At 52.2% G+C, this 16900-nt stretch carries 22 protein-coding genes; 6 read left to right on the top strand and 16 right to left on the bottom strand.

Features of this window, described 5'->3' with window-relative positions:
• Positions 1 to 5: 5 nt before the first annotated feature.
• The 13 genes from LA04_RS19185 to LA04_RS19130 all read right to left on the bottom strand — a co-directional run bounded on the left by LA04_RS19185 (position 6) and on the right by LA04_RS19130 (position 6776).
• Entirely contained in the window at positions 6 to 356 is a 351-nt protein-coding gene (locus tag LA04_RS19185) for a GPW/gp25 family protein (RefSeq protein ID WP_023309241.1), read from the bottom strand.
• On the bottom strand, positions 353 to 994 hold the full coding sequence (locus LA04_RS19180) for a phage baseplate assembly protein V (protein ID WP_032645069.1): 642 nt from the start codon (positions 992 to 994) through the stop codon (positions 353 to 355). Before LA04_RS19180 ends, LA04_RS19185 begins: the two co-directional genes overlap by 4 nt.
• Before the next feature lie 112 nt (positions 995 to 1106).
• Positions 1107 to 1574 (bottom strand): phage tail protein, encoded by a 468-nt coding sequence (locus tag LA04_RS19175; RefSeq protein WP_047652784.1) that lies wholly within the window; start codon positions 1572 to 1574, stop codon positions 1107 to 1109.
• Entirely contained in the window at positions 1537 to 1782 is a 246-nt protein-coding gene (gene lysC / locus LA04_RS25085; protein WP_229226321.1) for an Rz1-like lysis system protein LysC, read from the bottom strand. Before lysC ends, LA04_RS19175 begins: the two co-directional genes overlap by 38 nt.
• Positions 1670 to 2095 (bottom strand): Rz-like lysis system protein LysB, encoded by a 426-nt coding sequence (lysB, locus tag LA04_RS19170; RefSeq protein ID WP_047652783.1) that lies wholly within the window; start codon positions 2093 to 2095, stop codon positions 1670 to 1672. The genes lysC and lysB overlap by 113 nt, the downstream gene beginning before the upstream one ends.
• Complete coding sequence (locus LA04_RS19165; protein WP_047652782.1) at positions 2092 to 2601, bottom strand: lysozyme; 510 nt, start codon at positions 2599 to 2601, stop codon at positions 2092 to 2094. The genes lysB and LA04_RS19165 overlap by 4 nt, the downstream gene beginning before the upstream one ends.
• Positions 2585 to 2806 (bottom strand): HP1 family phage holin, encoded by a 222-nt coding sequence (locus tag LA04_RS19160; protein WP_029741404.1) that lies wholly within the window; start codon positions 2804 to 2806, stop codon positions 2585 to 2587. The genes LA04_RS19165 and LA04_RS19160 overlap by 17 nt, the downstream gene beginning before the upstream one ends.
• Positions 2797 to 3000 (bottom strand): tail protein X, encoded by a 204-nt coding sequence (locus LA04_RS19155; RefSeq protein ID WP_047652781.1) that lies wholly within the window; start codon positions 2998 to 3000, stop codon positions 2797 to 2799. Before LA04_RS19155 ends, LA04_RS19160 begins: the two co-directional genes overlap by 10 nt.
• 179 nt (positions 3001 to 3179) lie before the next feature.
• Entirely contained in the window at positions 3180 to 3620 is a 441-nt protein-coding gene (locus LA04_RS24165; protein ID WP_029741403.1) for a DinI-like family protein, read from the bottom strand.
• Between the two features lie 109 nt (positions 3621 to 3729).
• Entirely contained in the window at positions 3730 to 5919 is a 2190-nt protein-coding gene (locus LA04_RS19145; RefSeq protein WP_047652780.1) for a replication endonuclease, read from the bottom strand.
• Between the two features lies 1 nt (position 5920).
• Positions 5921 to 6142, bottom strand: a complete 222-nt coding sequence (locus tag LA04_RS19140; RefSeq protein ID WP_047652779.1) for a TraR/DksA family transcriptional regulator — start codon at positions 6140 to 6142, stop codon at positions 5921 to 5923.
• Positions 6142 to 6369 carry a DUF2732 family protein gene (locus LA04_RS19135; RefSeq protein ID WP_029741400.1) on the bottom strand — a complete coding sequence of 76 codons (228 nt, stop codon included), beginning with the start codon at positions 6367 to 6369 and terminating at the stop codon, positions 6142 to 6144. Before LA04_RS19135 ends, LA04_RS19140 begins: the two co-directional genes overlap by 1 nt.
• 68 nt (positions 6370 to 6437) lie before the next feature.
• Positions 6438 to 6776: a DUF5347 domain-containing protein gene (locus LA04_RS19130; RefSeq protein ID WP_047652778.1), complete on the bottom strand. Its 339-nt coding sequence runs from the start codon at positions 6774 to 6776 to the stop codon at positions 6438 to 6440.
• A 227-nt stretch (positions 6777 to 7003) separates the two neighbouring features.
• Between LA04_RS19130 and LA04_RS19125 the strand changes: the two genes are divergently transcribed.
• From LA04_RS19125 to LA04_RS19115, 3 genes are read left to right on the top strand one after another with little or no spacing between them, the layout of a single operon-like run.
• Positions 7004 to 7579: a phage repressor protein CI gene (locus LA04_RS19125; RefSeq protein ID WP_047652777.1), complete on the top strand. Its 576-nt coding sequence runs from the start codon at positions 7004 to 7006 to the stop codon at positions 7577 to 7579.
• A gap of 2 nt (positions 7580 to 7581) precedes the next feature.
• Positions 7582 to 8583 carry a phage integrase gene (locus LA04_RS19120; RefSeq protein ID WP_052119563.1) on the top strand — a complete coding sequence of 334 codons (1002 nt, stop codon included), beginning with the start codon at positions 7582 to 7584 and terminating at the stop codon, positions 8581 to 8583.
• Between the two features lie 6 nt (positions 8584 to 8589).
• Entirely contained in the window at positions 8590 to 10287 is a 1698-nt protein-coding gene (locus tag LA04_RS19115) for an ATP-dependent nuclease (RefSeq protein ID WP_047652776.1), read from the top strand.
• Positions 10288 to 10657: 370 nt separating this feature from the next.
• Here LA04_RS19115 and LA04_RS19110 read toward each other — a convergent pair whose 3' ends face one another.
• Positions 10658 to 10912, bottom strand: a complete 255-nt coding sequence (locus tag LA04_RS19110) for a hypothetical protein (protein WP_047652775.1) — start codon at positions 10910 to 10912, stop codon at positions 10658 to 10660.
• A 71-nt stretch (positions 10913 to 10983) separates the two neighbouring features.
• Between LA04_RS19110 and LA04_RS19105 the strand changes: the two genes are divergently transcribed.
• Positions 10984 to 11694 carry a hypothetical protein gene (locus tag LA04_RS19105; RefSeq protein WP_047652774.1) on the top strand — a complete coding sequence of 237 codons (711 nt, stop codon included), beginning with the start codon at positions 10984 to 10986 and terminating at the stop codon, positions 11692 to 11694.
• 801 nt (positions 11695 to 12495) lie between these two features.
• Positions 12496 to 13665, top strand: coding sequence for a DNA repair protein (locus LA04_RS19100; RefSeq protein WP_047652773.1), 1170 nt, complete (start codon positions 12496 to 12498; stop codon positions 13663 to 13665).
• Here the strand turns inward: LA04_RS19100 and LA04_RS19095 are convergent, their stop codons facing one another.
• Entirely contained in the window at positions 13666 to 14430 is a 765-nt protein-coding gene (locus LA04_RS19095; RefSeq protein WP_047652772.1) for a siderophore-interacting protein, read from the bottom strand.
• A gap of 147 nt (positions 14431 to 14577) precedes the next feature.
• Between LA04_RS19095 and LA04_RS19090 the strand changes: the two genes are divergently transcribed.
• Positions 14578 to 15072, top strand: a complete 495-nt coding sequence (locus LA04_RS19090) for a PadR family transcriptional regulator (RefSeq protein WP_047652771.1) — start codon at positions 14578 to 14580, stop codon at positions 15070 to 15072.
• Here LA04_RS19090 and LA04_RS19085 read toward each other — a convergent pair.
• Positions 15069 to 16628: a methyl-accepting chemotaxis protein gene (locus LA04_RS19085; protein WP_047652770.1), complete on the bottom strand. Its 1560-nt coding sequence runs from the start codon at positions 16626 to 16628 to the stop codon at positions 15069 to 15071. The two genes, LA04_RS19090 and LA04_RS19085, sit on opposite strands and share 4 nt — an antisense overlap.
• Positions 16629 to 16900 lie beyond the last annotated feature (272 nt).

Genomic DNA, 16900 nt, shown 5'->3' with positions numbered 1-16900 from the left:
AGCGTTTAACTCAGTGAAATGGTGATAGAAAAGGATTGTCCGGATGTCGGGCGCGTGCCGGTGATATCGACATACAACGTCCCGTCGTTTTCCGAACGCTCGAAAGTGATGGCCGTCAGGCTTATTCGCGGCTCCCATTTCTGGATGGCGGAATAACAGGCGGCCATGATTTGCAGACGCAGTGCCGGGCTCTGCGGCCTGTCGATCATCGCCGCCAGCAGCGAGCCGTAATCCCGGCGCATGACCCGCGAGCCAATCGGCGTAACCAGAATGTCGCGCACGCTTTGCCGGATGTGTTCAGCCTCTGAAATACTAAGCCCGGTCTGCCTGTTCATTCCCCTGTAACGCACCGTCATTGTGTCCCCTTAGTCCAGCTTCCGCCGCTTTGCACACTGCCGTGCGCGTGGTTATCCACCTGCACCCCGTTGGAGGTGAATTTGCCGCCGGAATGCTCAATATTTCCGGCCATCACGCCGCCCTTCTGCACTTCAAGAGAGGCGGTAATTAACCTGTTGGTACACACCACTTCAGGCGTATCCAGCGTGATGCGGGACGTTGACGTCACCCTCACCTCCGGCACGGTGGCGGTCAGCGATTCAGAGGCGGTAATGTCGGCCGTTTTAATGCCTGCAACCGTCAGCGCCCCGCGACCAGGTTCGTACTCGATGACCGCCCCGTCAGGAAACGAGACGTGGAACGCATCAGGTGACCCGGACGGCGCAGGATGGTCGTCAGAGAAAATGCCGGGCAGCACAAAGGCGGTATCAAGCTCGCCGCCGATGGCCAGCAGCAGTACCTGTTCCCCCTCGGAAGGGGCCCACCACACGCGCGAACGTCCCGCGCGACAGGTGAGCCAGTTCAGCCAGGTGGTTTTCATCCCGCCGGTCTGGACACGACAAAGCCCTCTGTTGAGGTCAACATCGGTCACAACACCGATACGAATAAGATTGCGGATCGCGCGAGCGATGCCGTTCATGGAAGTTAATGTATTCATGAGAAGAGAATGCCGTTCAGGAGGAACGGCAGCAACGAGACGGGGTTTTCTGCGGGATGATACAACAAGCGTTCCAGACAGCAGGCGCCAGGCGGCCTTCAGCGCGGGGAAATTAGTCCTCCCACTGGCTGACGAGCTCGCCGTTAATATACAACTCTTTCGGACGCGTGACGGGCTCCGGCAACGGCGGCTCGGGGGAATACGTCGCGTGGAGAGCGCCCTGCTCCTGGGAAACAAGAATACGCTCGGTTAATTGCACGCTGATGGTGATATCCATCGTATCGTCATCGTTTAAGACGATCGCGAAGGTATAACCGTTTTTGCGTCCTTCATCGAGGGTAAAAATATCCGGCTGGTTTTCTCGAAGCCAGGACAGCACCGGGACGAAAAATCCCTCGCTGTCGCCGGTGAAGCCGCTGACCTTCGCGCTCAGCGCATACCGCTTTTCAAAGGAGAGCGAGGAGGCCAGTCGGGCGTCAATATTACCGCCTCCGACCGACATCTGCAGGCGCTCCGGGTTGGCATTCAGTTGGGGGATCGCGTCAATTAATGCCTGACGCAGGCTCTTGAGTTTGTGCATCGAGTTTATCCTGACAGTCTTTAATGGTTTCAACCTGCAGCGCGCAGGCGATAAGGGCGTATTCCAGCCTGCGAATATCCGCGCTGAGATCGCCGTTAGTGGCGGGTTCGCTTCCCGGCATCGGGCAGCGGCTCACCTTCGGGCAGGCGTTGTAAACAATGGGCTGCGGAGGCGCAGGCGGTGCGGGTGTGCAACCTGCGGACAGCATCAGGCAGCTGAGCGGTATACCAGCGGCGTAACGCTTCATTTTCATTGAGTAATCTCCCGATAGTCGCTTCCCGTCTTGCTCTCTCCTCGCCCGCAGTGACAAGCTCCTCACGGAGCCTGACCTGGGCGTTTTCATTTGCTCTGGCCATCCGCTGCGACAGGGACAGCTGCTGGTTAAGCGTGGCGAGGGCCGTTTTTTGCTCGCTGGCGACCCGATTGGCCGTAGCTAAGGAACGGGACAGGTTCAGGTTGTCATGACGAAGCCACAGCGCGATGGCCAGCAGCCCGGCCAGCGCCAGCATGAGCGTTCTCATGGCAGCCCCTTCATGCACCAGGCCTTCTCGCGGACGCGACGGTTTTCCAGGCCGGCATTTTTGACGCCGTTAACGTACACCCAGCGGGTAAGCTGCCCGCATGCCTGCAGCCACTGTTTACGTTTGATAAAGGACACCAGCGTCGAACGGCAGGCAGCGCCTGCGCCGACATTAAAGGTAAAACTCACCAGCGCGTCATAGACCCGGGGCGGCATCTCCACCGGCGCACACGCCTTCAGACGCCGCTCAACGTTGAGCACATCAGCGACCAGATTTACCGCAGCCTCACGCTCGGTAATGTCCCGCGTCGGCAAAACGTTTGCCGTGTGGCCAATGCCGGACGTCCATACGCCGGCGCTACACCGGTAGGGTGAGAGGCGACATCCTTCGAGATCGGCAATCAACGCCAATCCTTCCGGGGACGTTTTCAGTAATCGAAAGTCAGGCATCAGCACCGCCAGGGCCAGCACGCCGGCGACGCTGCAACGCTTAATGATTGAGTTCACGAATGCTCTTCTTATCGAGGCCAAGAGACTGGAGATAGCGCCAGGTTTTTCGCTTAAACCAGTAATTCGTTAATGCGGTAAAAATGGCGCACAGACTCCCCACGTACAGCGCGACTTTTTCAGGAGACATCGCCCCGAACCAGGCCAGCGCCACGGCCAGCCAGTAGGCGATAAACGTGGTGATTTTCTCCAGGCTCAGTCCCATAGGTTTATGGATTCTTTTGTGGGGGCGCTATTTACCTCCGGCATCTCTACCGGCGTGCCGTGAGGCAAGATAACGCCTAACTCCGCGAGGCCAGGATTGGCCTTCAGAACGGCTTCAACGACGCCGGCCGTGCGCCCATAAAAGCGGGCGCAAACGGCATCAAGCGTGTCCCCCTGCATTGCATAGATTTTCATCAGACGCTCCCAACATCCGGTTTCCAGGTACTGTAGAGTTTCCCGGGCCAGCAGGCTTTTCGCTATCGCTGAGAGATGGACAATCGCGGGCACAACAGATCGTCCGCGCGCAGCGAAGCGTGGGTCAACGAAAGCGCAAAATCTGAATGAGGGTGTGGCGTTCGGGTAATAACGCTGGGCTAGCGCCAGCTCTCGTCTTCCCAGACTTCCCGGAGGATAGCGTCCAGCGCCTCGCGATCGGCTTCTTTTTCAAGCCCCTGGAGCTCGACCCCCGTCACCGATCCGATTTTCACGTTCACCCGCGATGACGGAAACAGGGAGCGTATTCTGCGGGTCAGTTCGCACTGAAAGGCCTCAACGACGGCATGGCCAATCTGCTGATCTTTATCGAGAGTAATGTTCACCCGAACGTTGCCCTCTTTTTTAATTCGTTCCGGAACAGGCGATGCTGAGAACACAACGGTAAATGCGTTATTCTTGATTAAATTTCCCCGCGCAATCTCAGCAATCAAATTCAGGGCAATCTCACGATCTCTTTCCTGACACGTTCCTTCCGTCGTCAGTCGCGCAATCAGCTCGACTCGTTCAATCATGACCTGCTCGTTCAACTCTCTGTCCACACAACCTCCACCACGAGATACTGTATAAACATACAGTAGCACGTATTCATAAAAAGAGTGAAGCGAAAAATCAGAACCCTTCACGGTATGTACATGATATGGATGGAGATTAGCGGGTTCTCTGAGCGAAGCGATCCGTTAAATACCCAATACGTTCAAGGATTTTCCGCGCCTTTTGCTGGTAAGAACACGGTGCCGGAAATAGCGATCCGTCAGCTGCGCCCCTGCACCATTTATCCTTAAAGCGGCTGATGCCTCCCGCCATCAGATGCAGGGCTTCTGCCCGGCTGATGGTTATCCCTGTAGCGAGCCCTATCTCATCGATCACCTTCTCCGGTACCCCGTTCTGCGGGTCGCTCGCGTAGACGACGGACGCTGTAGCGCCAGGGCGGATGAATTTGATGCGTTCGGTTAACGCCCGCCTCGCACGCCGGTTAAGAGATTGAGAAAGATCGGTCAGCGTACAGTTATTGACAGAACTCCGAGAAGGCGCAGAAGCATCCTCAGGCTCCAGGGCCCGCTTGGGGACAATTTTCCACTGCGTGAGTCGGGTTACAATCGGGCTGCCCGCGCCAACGGCGGAATCGTACACGCCGCGGATGCGGACCGTTTCCTCGCCGTACTGGTTAAACCCGGCGCGCAACTCATAAAGCATGCGCACCTGTAAATCATCGCGACGCACAAACGGCCCGCCCTGCGCAGAGACGTAACCCGCCCAGTCCCCGGCGTCGGCAGCTTCATGGACGGCAGCAAACTCAACGCTCAGACCGCGCGCGGCATCGGTATCCGCCAGACGTCGCAGCTCGCGGTAGACCGTTACCGGCGCGCCGCCGATGAACTGAAACTGGCGAATGTGCCAGCGTCCCGCCCAGGCCGACACGGCGGACGCTGTCTCCTTTAGCAGCCCGCCGCTTTCGTTATCGGTCTCGCCATCGAGCGCATAGCCGTCGATATTCTTTGAGATGTATTTGGCGATATAGCCGGTAGCGCTGCCTTTCTGAGGATCGATCGCGTCCGCGTGAAAGCGCGCCTGTCTGGCGCTTTCGCTCTGCAGCTCAACGGCATCCTCCTGCCGGGCGTAATCCCCGATAATCCGGCGAACGCATTCGACGTCTTCCGGCAGCATAAACATCAGCATGTGCCAGTGGGGCGTACCGTCGTGATGGGGTTCCGCAACGCGGATACCAAAGATACGGCGCCCGTCCCGGTGGAGCTTTGCGCGGATACGCGCCCAGAGACGGGTAAAGTAGATTTGCGTCTCCGCCGGGCTGGCCCCGTTCCACTTCGCGTTGGGGAAGCCTGATTTCAGCGTCGCGTGATACTGCGCGGGCGCGGTTAAGGTATAGAACTCGCCCACGTAGCCCAGCGCCTCACAGATATTTTCAAACCCGCGGATACGGGTCATCAGTTCACAGCGACGTATCGCCGGGTTGGCCACCGAGATGTCGTATTTTTCAATCAGGCTGATGCGGTTGCCCTCTTCATCTTCCAGCTCCATGCCCTTGAGAAATTCGCGCGTGCGGCGCTTCTGCTCGCGCCACTCGGTCACGCAGCGTTTGCTCGCATACGCCGCTCTCCGTTTGCTGACGTTGCCGAGGGCAATCTGCAGATGCTCGCGCCAGGCAGCCGCGACCCGACGCAGGCGCCCGCGCCACCACGCCTCGGAAAACATGCGGATCACCGCCGCGGCAACGTCTTCTTTGTTGAAAAACGTCTTCGACACCCGCTCCCAGTGCGGAGGCGACACGTTGAACTGCCGGGCGATCAGTCCTGCGCGCTGATACCAGACGTACAGCGTCTGGTATTCGCCCATTTCAGCATCGTTAATATTCGCCAGCTCGCCGCGAATAAAGCTGGCGATATCTGCGGCCAGCAGGTCGATGTCCGCGCGGGACATATCCGGAAGGCGGTTATAGCGGGCAACCAGTTCGACCATCCGCGAGGCGAGGTATTGCAGAAGCTGAGTGTCGAAATGGCCGTCGAACACGGCCCTGGAGACCTCGTCGTGCAGGCCTGTGCAGGCATAGCGATCAGAGACCCGCCGCAGGCGAGGTAACATCCTTTTGCAGAAGCGGATCAAAAAGGCGTTAGCCTGCGGGCTGCCCCGATGCTGTTCGAGGGCGTCAACCGTGCGCCAAATTTCGAAGCGTACGCAGTCAGGCTGCTGTGAGAGGGAAATTCTTGCCTGCTGCAGCGCCGCGAAAAGGCGATCGCGGCGCTGCTGTTGGGCATGGGTGAGATAAGGGCTGGCAATGGCCAACCGTGGGGCATTCCACGGATAAGCAAATGACGTAGCCAACTTATCCTCCCCGGACGTGCTTATTTTTCATCTCTGCAATCTCCTGGCAGGTTACGCACAGGGCTACGCCGGGCACCGCTATTCGGCGCGCCTCCGGTATCGGCGCCTCGCAGTTCTCGCAGAGGAAACGCGAAGGCGATACGGGTCGTCTGCGGGCGCGATTAATGTACCGCTCTCTGTCTTCCTGCTCGCGCGCCTGCGCAAGATCGATAAAATCGGCCATCAGTGCAGCTCCTGGGATTCGCGCTCGTAGCGGGCCGCCTCATGGCACAGCAGTTCGGCAACATCTTCTCCGCTCATGCCGGTTTTGTAGATATGGCTCGCCAGGGCCTCCAGACGAAGGGAGACCGCGAGAGCTCGCGCGCATCGTTCCTCTGTTTTTGCCTCTGCCAACAAGCGCTTCAGTTCTTCACTTCCGGTTGGATAAGGGCGGTTTTCACTGTTTCGCATCACGCGTTCTCCTTAAATTCAGGCAACAGGGTGCCCGGCGGGTTTACGCCATTAGGTTTCTGGTTGGGTTAGATCGGCATGGTCAGCCGTTCAGGAAATAAACTCACGACAGCACGAAAATGATTCATGGCGTTAATCAGCGCCCTTTTCTCCTCTGTGGTTAGCTCACCGAGCTCGCACTCATGACGGGCGACGGGCAATCTCGCCAGGAAAAAGAGAGCGGCCAGCGCCCTGCTGTTCTCCTCAAAACAGGGATCGCGCTTATCGCGCATTTCGGCCATAAACCGCGCCAGCTCTTTTCCGCTATCGCTCCCGTATCGGGCGCGAAGTTCAGCGACGTGGTTAAGGCCGCTAAGGCGCGCCCCCACGCTAAGTGGAACCCTTGCACGGGCAGCTTCTATCGCCATATCTCCCCTCGCGTAAATTCACGCATGCTAGTGCGCTGAAATCGGGCAGAGCACGGTTTTTTCCGCCGTTTGATGATTGCGATTTCAGATGCCATGCTGCATGATTCCCATTTTGATAATGTCTGCAATCACTAGCCTCTGTTTGCCAACGTCTGCCGCTGATTGCCCGAATTTGTAATGATACTAATACCCAAATGAGTATTAGTAAACACCCAAAGGAATATATTTTGATTTTAGATTCTCAAGTGAATAATGAAGAGTTACTCGATAGAATCTGTCAGGTATATGGTTTCACGCAGAAAATCCAGCTGGCCCGGCACTTTAATATCGCCGCCAGCTCGCTTCAGAACCGCTACGCGCGCGGCACCGTCTCTTATGACTTTGCGGTTCAGTGCGCGCTGGACACCGGCGCCAGCCTTCGCTGGCTGATGACCGGACAAGGTGCGCAGTTTGAAGGTCACCCCGCGCCGGGCGATCCGGTTTCGGTTTCCAAATTCACACTGAGTGATGGAAGGCTGGAAGAAAATACCACTTTGAGTATTGACTCTGGTTTCTTTAGCAAACCGCTGGCTCGCGGCATCGCCGTTCGGGCGGAGGGAAAGCTGCACTTTATTGAAAAAGAAGCATCGTTAACCGACGGCCTGTGGCTGGTTGAGATTGAAGGTACTGCCAGCATCCGCGACCTCACGCTGCTGCCGGGTAAAAAACTCCACGTGGCGGGCGGCAAGGTTCCGTTTGAGTGCGGTATCGACGAGATAAAAACGGTGGGTCGCGTGGTGGGGATTTACAGCGAGGTTAATTGAGGGTGGGTCGTGAGAATCCTACCGGCGGTTGGATTTGCGAGCACTTACCAGACGGTGCAAAAGGCAAACGTATCAGAAAGAAATTCGTCACCAAAGGCGAAGCGCTGGCGTTTGAACAGTACACCGTCCAAAACCCGTGGCAGGAAGAAAAGGAAGACAGGCGCACTTTAAAAAAGCTGGTTGATTCATGGTATAGCGCTCGTGGCATTACCTTAAAAGATGGCTTAAAACGCCAGTTAGCCATGCACCATGCTTTTGAGTGTATGGGCGAACCACTCGCACGCGATTTCGATGCGCAGGCATTTTCCCGCTACCGAGAAAAACGGTTAAAAGGTGAGTATGCGCGTTCAAACAGGGTTAAAGAAGTGTCGCATTGCACGCTTAATTTTGAGTTGGCCTACTTCCGGGCGGTGTTCAATGAGCTAAAACGCCCTAGAGAATGGAAGGGTGAAAACCCACTGAAATACATGCGCCCATTCCGCACAAAAGAAATGGAAATGGAATGGCTAACTCACGACCAAATATCGCTACTTTTAGGAAAGTGCAAACGGCATGACCACCTTGATTTAGAAACCGTGGCAAGAATCTGTCTCGCCACTGGCACACGGTGGTCTGAGGCCGAGAGACAGAGAAAAAGCCCGCTCGCGAAATACAAAATCACATATACCAACACGAAAGGCAGAAAAAACCGCACTGTTTCTATTAGCAAAGAGCTTGATGACTCTCTACCTGATGATAAAAAAGGTCGGTTGTTTAATGATTGCTATGGCGCGTTCCGGTCTGCGCTGGAAAGAACAGGCATCGAATTACCGGCATGGCAACTTACCCACGTTTTGCGTCACACCTTTGCCAGCCACTTTATGATGAATGGTGGTAATATTTTGGTCTTGCAGCGCGTGCTAGGCCATACCGACATAAAAATGACGATGCGGTATTCACATTTTGCTCCAGATCATTTAGAAGATGCTGTTAGATTAAATCCTATCAACAATATTCAGAGGTAAATATTCATGACTATAAAGCCTAAAGTTCATATTTCTGGAATAACATTTTCTGATGGGCAAACAATCTCTTTCAACGAAAATGAAAAAATAATCATCGTTGGACCAAACAATAGTGGGAAATCTCAAACACTACGAGAGATGATTGATATAAGCTCATCTGATGGAACTGATAGTGGCCAAGTTATCAAGCATTTAGTTCTGCACAAAACAGGTACCAAAGAAGATCTTATACAAATGCTTAAAAGCGGCGGTAGATTTAAAAATGACAACTACTACTATGGTGCTCAATCAATACATCACTCATGGCTTTATTCATGGGATAGTGGCGGAAAACTAACAAACATATCTCCAGTTTTCATGAAAAACATAACCGCTAATGATAGATTGAGTATTTGCAACCAACAAAACAGCATACGTTCAGATGAACCCAAAACACGCCCTCAGCATATATTATACGAAAACAGTCAATTAATGAGCCATATTAGCTCCTTATTCAAAAGAGCATTTAATAAAGACATAATTTTTAATTACCGTGGAGGAAGTGTTTTGCCAATCCATGTTGGTAATCTTCCTCAGGAAAATTTACCGGCAGACAGGGTTAGTGATGAATATGTTGAATTAGCAACTCAAAACCCGTTACTTGACAAACAAGGCGATGGTGTAAAAAGTTATGCTGGGATACTATTTGAGTGTATTGTCCAAAAGCTTGACATCATCATGATTGATGAACCTGAGGCTTTTCTTCACCCTCCACAGATGAGATTGCTTGGCGAAACTTTATCTTCAGAAGTATCAGGTCAACTTTTTGTTGCAACACACAGTAGTGATATTTTAAGGGGCTTCTTAGAAGGCACTAAAGGGAATATTAAGATACTAAGAATTCAACGAGAAGATGACAAAAACGTCGTTCATGAAATAGACAAGAAATCCGTTGAGTTATTATGGTCAAAACCAGTTCTACGATATTCCAATGCCTTAGATTCTCTATTTCATGAGCAAGTTATAATATGCGAAGATGATAGTGATTGTCGTTTATTTAACTTTGTAGCAGATCATTTAAAGAATAACAGCGCTCATATTTACCCAGATACCTGTTATGTCCCCACAGGTGGCAAACATGCTATTCCAGGAATTGTTGAAGCGTTAAGGCCTTCAGGTGTTCCGGTAAAGGCCATTTTTGATTTTGATTTAATATCCGAAAGAAACACACTGTCAAAAACCTTAGATTCTTTTGGGTGTAATGACTCACTTAAAAGTGAAATACTTGAACTATGGAAAAGAATTAACGCTGAGGTAATACAAGATTTCAAACCTATCGCTCCTGATGTATTTAAGAAAAATCTGATGAGTTTCATCGAGTCAACCGCTCCTGATAAACTATCAAAAAGTATAGTAGAAGAACAATTTAAAAATAAAAAGCCATGGAGCAATGTAAAAGCCAATGGGTTTTATGGTTTGCCAAGAGGCAAAATACGTGATGTATACAAAGAACTAAATGAAAAATTAAAGTCATTGGGTATATTTTTAATTCCCGTTGGGGAGGTTGAAAATTTTAGTGCAGAAACAGGATTACATGGTCCGGCTTTTGTTGAAGCATTCCTTTCTTCACGCGATGTATCTGAAACTGATTTGGCCCCATTACGAGAGTTTGTTCATGATGTATACACTAAAAAAATGACCCTACCAGCACTCACACGGCTATGAGTGATAGCACTCGTAGTAATGGCGATGAAGTGGCGGTAGAAATGGCGGATAATGGAATATCATTGGCAAATGGTGGCAATCTATGTCAATGATAAATAAGGTAAACCATTGATTTTCTGTTGTTTCGACAGGAACTCATAATCGCTTGGTCGCTGGTTCAAGTCCAGCAGGGGCGACCAAATTTTAGCTTTGTAATCATATAATTAAGCCACTCCAGCGAGTGGCTTTTTTCTATGTTACTGACAGCGGCCCTTTATCGTCCCCCTACTTCTTAACTGAACCCGTTCCCAATCCAGACCCCAACTGTATGACGCAGAGCAGGACAGGCTTAACTTCGCCTCGACGACCACCTTGTGGGTCAGTTTTATGATTAGCTTTTGTATCGAGTGAAATGCCGGTAAATTTTTTTCGTTGCCAAAATGGCGAGTACGCCCAGGAGAATTGAAGCTAAGCCAAGGAAAACTAGTAAAGAAAGGAGATGACTGAACAAGCCACCAAAGCTTGTGAAATCACTCAATCGTGCAAACTGCTCCGGAGTGAGTACACGAACGACGATCTCTGGAATAGTTAGAAAGAAAATAATTACTACCAGAACATAAATTGTCACTCTACCGCTTTTTTTCATTATCTTCCTTGCCCCCTATGACAATGATGATCAATTATTGACAGGGTCATGTTACAACAAGGGAAATTACAATGGCAGACGGCTATGCAAAAATGAAGCTGCAATCAGAAAGGAATTTAGCTCTGGCGCTTACCAAAGCATTGCGAGAAATCCAAGCCACCAATATGAGCACTATCGAAAATCTGAAGCTTGGTACACAGCGTTTAATCAACTATGGCTCGTGCTTGATACCAGACGATTACTATCGCAATGCCTGTCGCGAGCTAATAAATGAGGACCGCCGTCTAACATTAGCACTTGCTGAAATCTATAATCGAAACGATGTTGCTCTTGATATGGTTGAGATTTACTTTCGGAAAACTCTTAAACGACTTGGAGAGCAAAAGAGTAGCAATCTCGCTGTCTTTCTTAAAAAGGAACTAGGCGATAAGGCTTATGAGTACGCCGAAAAATCCAGCAAACTAGCGCTGTCCTTAACTATTGCAAAGCTCATAATCAGTAGTGGTGATTTTCATCAGTCGCATATCAGAATGGTCAATTCATTATCATCAATGTACGTTAACGGCGCCATAATCTATTCGAAAGCGCAGGTGGCTGCATTAGCGGCTAATAAGCTCAAATTTCAGGATTCAGCATATTATCAGGCCTTGTACCAACAGAATCTTGAGATGCTTTACTTTCTTATTGAACCACAAATGACAAAAATAATTTATCAAGTTGAATCAGGTGGGAACAATGAGGAAATAATCGGCGATGCTTTATATGAGTTATTAAAAAGATGAAACGAGCAATATTATGGTTTCTGCAGTCTTATATTTATTACATCCCTATAGCACTCATCGTTGCTGGTGCTTATATATTCGCGCGTTTCCTGCCTGACTATTTTGGTTTTCTTACTTTTGCATGGATCATCATTGTTACCTATTTTTATGTAAAACATAATCGTTGGTTCTGATGGGAGCAGGGAAATCAACAGCCCTGACGCGCGCAAAAAAAGCCAACCCCGTACTCTCCAGGTGTTGGCCCTATCTTAAAGCTGCGACAATCTCACCATGTTAAAACACGTACGCATGTCCAGCAAAAATTCGTTAGAAACGATATGTGCCTTCAATCTATATACAGATGCTCAACCGGCGTGTAGCTACGCCTGCATCTAACGCGAAGTCAGATAATTTTACGCGAGCCGTATTCACGGCCAGGATTGTCCTGCCTGCTGCCTGAGTATTCCTTCTCTTACCCCCACACTGCCCGCCCCCCCGGAAAGGAACTAGAATCCCTCTGGTATCCATCTCTCTGGCCCACTGCCTAATCTACAGATATTTTACCGAATCGTAATGCCTTTACTTGCGTATTTAGCGTAGGGATCCGCCTTGCTTCAGAGATTATTTCCTTATATTTCAATGAATTATATTTAACTTCAAAAAGCAACTCTCTTATTCTTCTGTTAAGCGCCCATCTTCACACTCTGTAAATTCTAAAGAAATCCCCCATCGCGCCGATCATCATCCGTGTGTATTATTTCCTGTAGCTTTTACAACAACTAACCTTAACTCAAATACTTAAGCGCCAAAGCGAAAGGCATCATGAGCACACCGATCAAACGGCTAGAAATCATTAAAAATGCCATTGAACTGGAAGATGACGACATCATCCAGAGCCAGCTGACACGCCTGAAAAATGAAGCGTTTGACGATGAGCTACAGGCAATCGTCGTGGCGCTTGAGGAGAAGAACTACACCTCTGCGATGGCGGCCATTACCGCCTGGCTGCAGGGTCAGTGCGCCGTAACCCAATGGCGCGATCCGCAGGTGGCCGCCAGCAAGCTGGAGCTGAAGGCGCTGGAAGAGCGTCTGCGCGATCTGATTGACCGCCGCAACGCCCGGGTGCAACAGCTTGATGAGTTCAACGATCTCTATTTTTCTCGCCTCGGACCACTGATGCAGCAGATCCTCGCCCTGCGTAAAACGCTGGCCGAGCTCAACCTGCGTCGTCAGCAGGCGGAAGCGCGTCGTCGCGAGGAAGATTACCGTCGCTGCCAGCGCTATATGGCGCAGGCGGTAGAGGTGCTGACGACGCTCACCCAGAGCTGGCGCGATCTCCCGGCCGACTCCGTGCAGGCAGCCGAGGCGCGTAAACATCTGGAGCAGCAAAGCAATCTCATCGCCAACCTGCTGGCCGAAGCGCTGGAGCTGGAGAGCGGCTTAACGCGCGAAGAGGAGCCTGCGCGTCAGGCGCGCGACGACGCTAATGAAGAGTACGAGAAATATCGCGAGCAGCATCACGATGCCGAAGTGCGGCTGCGCAAGGGTAAGGACCTTTCGGAAGAGGATCGGAACGAGCTGAAGCGCCTCTGGCGGCAGGCGAGCAAGCTCTGCCACCCGGATCTGGTGGCGGATGACCTGAAAGAGGAAGCCAACGCGATGATGGTCCAGCTCAACCAGGCGAAGCAGCGTGGCGACGTTAAAACCATTCGCTCACTGGTGGCCCGCCTGCAGCAGGGCTTTGAGCCATTGATGGCAAGCGACAGGCTGAACGATCTGGAACGTATCCGCAAAAAAATGGCGCAGGTTCGCGAGCAAATCGACATTTTAGTGAACGAGCTGGCAGAGCTGGAGAAAGAGGAGTCCTGGCTTCTGGTCTCGTCGCTCAACAATATGGAAGCGTACTTCGCTCAGCAGGAGAAAGCCCTTCACGAGGTCCGCGCCTCGCTCGAACATCAGGTGAGCGAAGCGCAGCTGGATTCCGCCGCCTGATTATTTGGCGTGCCAGTATGCGCTGGCACGCACCAGCTGTGGGTCAATCGCGTCGGTTTCAAACTGACGGCTGAGCGTCTTCACCACCTTCCCTTCCCCGGTCAGCCAGATGAAGTAATCTTCCCCTGGGACGGTCAGCGCCGTCAGATGGTCCGCTACCGCCTGCTCGCTGTGGCCCACCACCCAGGTGATGTCGAATTCACTCAGGTGCGCCAGATACGCCTTATAAGAGTCGTCTCCGACCGTCACAACCGCATGAATTTCCGGGCGAACCGGCAGTTTAGCAATGCTCTCTAAGCGTCGACGCAGCGCGGGCATACCGGACTCGTCGCACACGTACAGCTGCCAGGCGTAATCCTCAGGCACCACCAGCGAACCGCGCGGGCCGCCGATGGTCAGGCTGTCCCCCGCTTTCGCCTCGACCGCCCAGCAGCTGGCAACGCCGCCATCATGAATGAAGAAATCGAGTACCAGCTCATGATTTTCCTCATCGTACAGAGGCGTATAGTCGCGCGCCTGAGGACGTACGCCATCGCCCCAGTCGATGCCTTCATCGGTGACCACCGGCGGCGTAAACGTCGTCCCGGGTGCCGGGAAAAAGACTTTGGTATGGTCGTCGAAACCGCGGGAGCTAAAGCCCTCCAGCGCCTCGCCGCCTAAAACAATGCGCTGGAAACCCGCGCTGGCGCGCTCGACGCGGAGCACCGTCAGCTCGCGAAAGCGCAGGTCATTACGAACACGCTGTGGATAACGCGTAGATGCCATTTTTAGCCCCTTCTCTGATAAATACGATATATCTAAATCAATTTTCAAATGATAATGATTACTAATAAGGAAAAATGCAAGATCTTTTAGATTGCATCTGAATATATCTTAGATATAGTTTAGATATATCAAATTGAGAGGGCTACTATGCGACACGAACACGAGGGCGGCGGGCGTCGACCACGCTTTTTCGGCCACGGCGATCTGAGGCTGGTGATTCTGGATATCCTGACCCGCAGCGCGAGCCACGGCTACGAGCTGATCAAAGAGATCGAGAATCTGACTCAGGGGAATTACACCCCGAGCCCCGGAGTGATCTACCCGACCCTGGATTATCTTCAGGATCAGTCGTTTATCACCATTACGGAAGAAGAGAACGGTCGTAAGACGATTAGGATTACCGCTGAAGGACAACGCTGGCTGGACGAGAACCGGGAGCAGCTGGAACAGATACAGGCACGTATTAAAGCGCGTTCCGTCGGTTTTCAGCTGCGCAAAAACCCGCAGATGAAGCGGGCGCTGGATAACTTCAAAGCGGTGTTAGACCTGAAGGTGAATCAGGGAGAGCTCAGCGACGCGCAGCTCAAGCAGATTATCGGCGTGATTGACCGCGCGGCGCTCGAGATCTCCCAGCTGGATTAAGCCGGAGCGTGCTCGGTCACGCGGAAGACGCGTACCAGCTCTTTCAGGTGCATCGCCTGTTCGTTAAGGGATGCTGCTGCAGCCACAGACTCCTCGACCAGCGCGGAGTTCTGCTGGGTGGTAGCATCAATCAGGCCAATCGCGCTGTTAATCTGCGAGATACCTTCCGTCTGCTCGTGGCTTGCCTGGCGGATTTCGCGCAGGATCACGTCCATCTCCTCCACGTTACCGACCATCCCGTTAATCAGCCCACTCGCTTTTTCAACCAGGTTCATCCCGTCCTGGGTCTGGCTGGTAGAGCTCTCAATCAGCTCGCGGATTTCGCTGGCAGACGACGCGCTCTTCTGGGCAAGCTGGCGAACTTCACCCGCCACCACCGCAAAGCCGCGACCGTGCTCGCCGGCGCGTGCAGCTTCCACCGCCGCGTTCAGCGCCAGAATATTGGTCTGGAAAGCAATGGCGTCGATCAGGTCGATAATGTCGGACATCCGGTTCGACGTCTCGTTAATCAGGCGCATTTTGCTGGTCACCTGCTTCATCATCTCGCCGTTGTTTTTAACCACCGTGGCGGCATCCGCCGAGAGGTTGGTCGCTTCCCCGGTATGCGAGGCGGTATTTTTCACCGTCGCGGTGATCTGCTCCATCGAGGCGGCGGTCTGTTCTACAGAACTTGCCTGCTCTTCCGTGCGCGCGGCCAGATCCTGGTTCCCGGCGACAATCTGCGCGGCTGCGCTGGAGATATTCTCCGAGCCGGTTTGCACCTGCTGCACGATGTCCAGCAGCCGCGTTTTCATCTCCATCAGCGCATGCAGCAGCAGACCCGTTTCGTCTTTACCGTGTGGCGTGATGCTGCCCGTCAGATCGCCCTCAGAAATGGCTTTTGCAAAATGCACCGCCTCGCCGAGCGGACGAGTGATAGCGCGCACGATAAACCAGCCAATCATGCTGCCTGCCGCTACGCTAAAGAGCGTGAGCAGGATTAGCAGCAGACGGTTAGACCTGAAATCCCCTTCCACCTGCGCGCCAGCGCTTTGCATCTCGCTGTTTTGAATGGTAATCAGCTCCTTCACCTTCGCTTTATAAGCCTGCTGCACGGCGAGGGTGGTGGTGGTCATCTCCTGAATAGCACCCGCACGATTGTTGTTCTGCACCGCCTGCAAAATGCGGTAGCGCGAGTCCAGATACTGCTGGCGCACGCTGCGGATTTCCGCCAGCACCTGCTGAGACTTTTGATCCTGCAACGCGTTGTTCAGCTCGCCCAGGATCACCGTAATGTGCTCGCTGATCTCTTTCAGGCGCTGCTGAGATTGCCCCGTGTAAGTGCCCTGCTCGTCCAGCAGCATCAGCTGTTGAGTGCTAATAAATTCCTGGAAGTTATCGATTAACTGGTTCGCTTTTACCGTGGTCGGATAATCACTGGTAATAATCGATTGCATCCCGTTATTAGCCCGGTTCAGGCTCATCAGAGACAGGTTCGCGCTGATGGCCATCAGGACAATAAAGAACCCAAACGCCAGAAATAATTTCGTGCCGATCTTTACGTCATGTAAGAACATATTTTCTCCATCGATGTGATTATTTCTCAGACGATCGCTGTTATCGGTAACGATTCCGCTAACTTTATGAGTTTGATCGTTTTTTTATTTCATAACCGTCGCAATGGATAGGTAGAGGCTATTAATATTGCTCCATCGATCGTTACCAGACCACCAGAGGGGTATTTTTCAAAATAGCGTTCTGTATAACTGACTTAGGCAGGAATAAATAACTGAGGCACTTTCTTTAGTTATTTAATATTAAATTAACAATAAACCACATTAATAGTCAC

Origin of the sequence: Enterobacter sp. UCD-UG_FMILLET (assembly GCF_000762975.1) — a bacterium.
In the GTDB taxonomy this organism is placed as follows: Bacteria; Pseudomonadota; Gammaproteobacteria; order Enterobacterales; family Enterobacteriaceae; genus Enterobacter; species Enterobacter dykesii.
This window is presented reverse-complemented; position numbering and strand designations above follow the sequence as displayed.

Excerpts from the sequence above, each read along its gene's own strand:
- LA04_RS19185 (WP_023309241.1), bottom strand. The coding sequence starts at position 356 with ATGACGGTGCGTTACAGGGGAATGAACAGGCAGACCGGGCTTAGTATT.
- LA04_RS19180 (WP_032645069.1), bottom strand. The coding sequence starts at position 994 with ATGAATACATTAACTTCCATGAACGGCATCGCTCGCGCGATCCGCAAT.
- LA04_RS19175 (WP_047652784.1), bottom strand. The coding sequence starts at position 1,574 with ATGCACAAACTCAAGAGCCTGCGTCAGGCATTAATTGACGCGATCCCC.
- lysC (WP_229226321.1), bottom strand. The coding sequence starts at position 1,782 with ATGCTGTCCGCAGGTTGCACACCCGCACCGCCTGCGCCTCCGCAGCCC.
- lysB (WP_047652783.1), bottom strand. The coding sequence starts at position 2,095 with ATGAGAACGCTCATGCTGGCGCTGGCCGGGCTGCTGGCCATCGCGCTG.
- LA04_RS19160 (WP_029741404.1), bottom strand. The coding sequence starts at position 2,806 with ATGGGACTGAGCCTGGAGAAAATCACCACGTTTATCGCCTACTGGCTG.
- LA04_RS19155 (WP_047652781.1), bottom strand. The coding sequence starts at position 3,000 with ATGAAAATCTATGCAATGCAGGGGGACACGCTTGATGCCGTTTGCGCC.
- LA04_RS19140 (WP_047652779.1), bottom strand. The coding sequence starts at position 6,142 with ATGGCCGATTTTATCGATCTTGCGCAGGCGCGCGAGCAGGAAGACAGA.
- LA04_RS19135 (WP_029741400.1), bottom strand. The coding sequence starts at position 6,369 with ATGCGAAACAGTGAAAACCGCCCTTATCCAACCGGAAGTGAAGAACTG.
- LA04_RS19130 (WP_047652778.1), bottom strand. The coding sequence starts at position 6,776 with ATGGCGATAGAAGCTGCCCGTGCAAGGGTTCCACTTAGCGTGGGGGCG.
- LA04_RS19115 (WP_047652776.1), top strand. The coding sequence starts at position 8,590 with ATGACTATAAAGCCTAAAGTTCATATTTCTGGAATAACATTTTCTGAT.
- LA04_RS19110 (WP_047652775.1), bottom strand. The coding sequence starts at position 10,912 with ATGAAAAAAAGCGGTAGAGTGACAATTTATGTTCTGGTAGTAATTATT.
- LA04_RS19105 (WP_047652774.1), top strand. The coding sequence starts at position 10,984 with ATGGCAGACGGCTATGCAAAAATGAAGCTGCAATCAGAAAGGAATTTA.
- LA04_RS19100 (WP_047652773.1), top strand. The coding sequence starts at position 12,496 with ATGAGCACACCGATCAAACGGCTAGAAATCATTAAAAATGCCATTGAA.
- LA04_RS19095 (WP_047652772.1), bottom strand. The coding sequence starts at position 14,430 with ATGGCATCTACGCGTTATCCACAGCGTGTTCGTAATGACCTGCGCTTT.
- LA04_RS19090 (WP_047652771.1), top strand. The coding sequence starts at position 14,578 with ATGCGACACGAACACGAGGGCGGCGGGCGTCGACCACGCTTTTTCGGC.
- LA04_RS19085 (WP_047652770.1), bottom strand. The coding sequence starts at position 16,628 with ATGTTCTTACATGACGTAAAGATCGGCACGAAATTATTTCTGGCGTTT.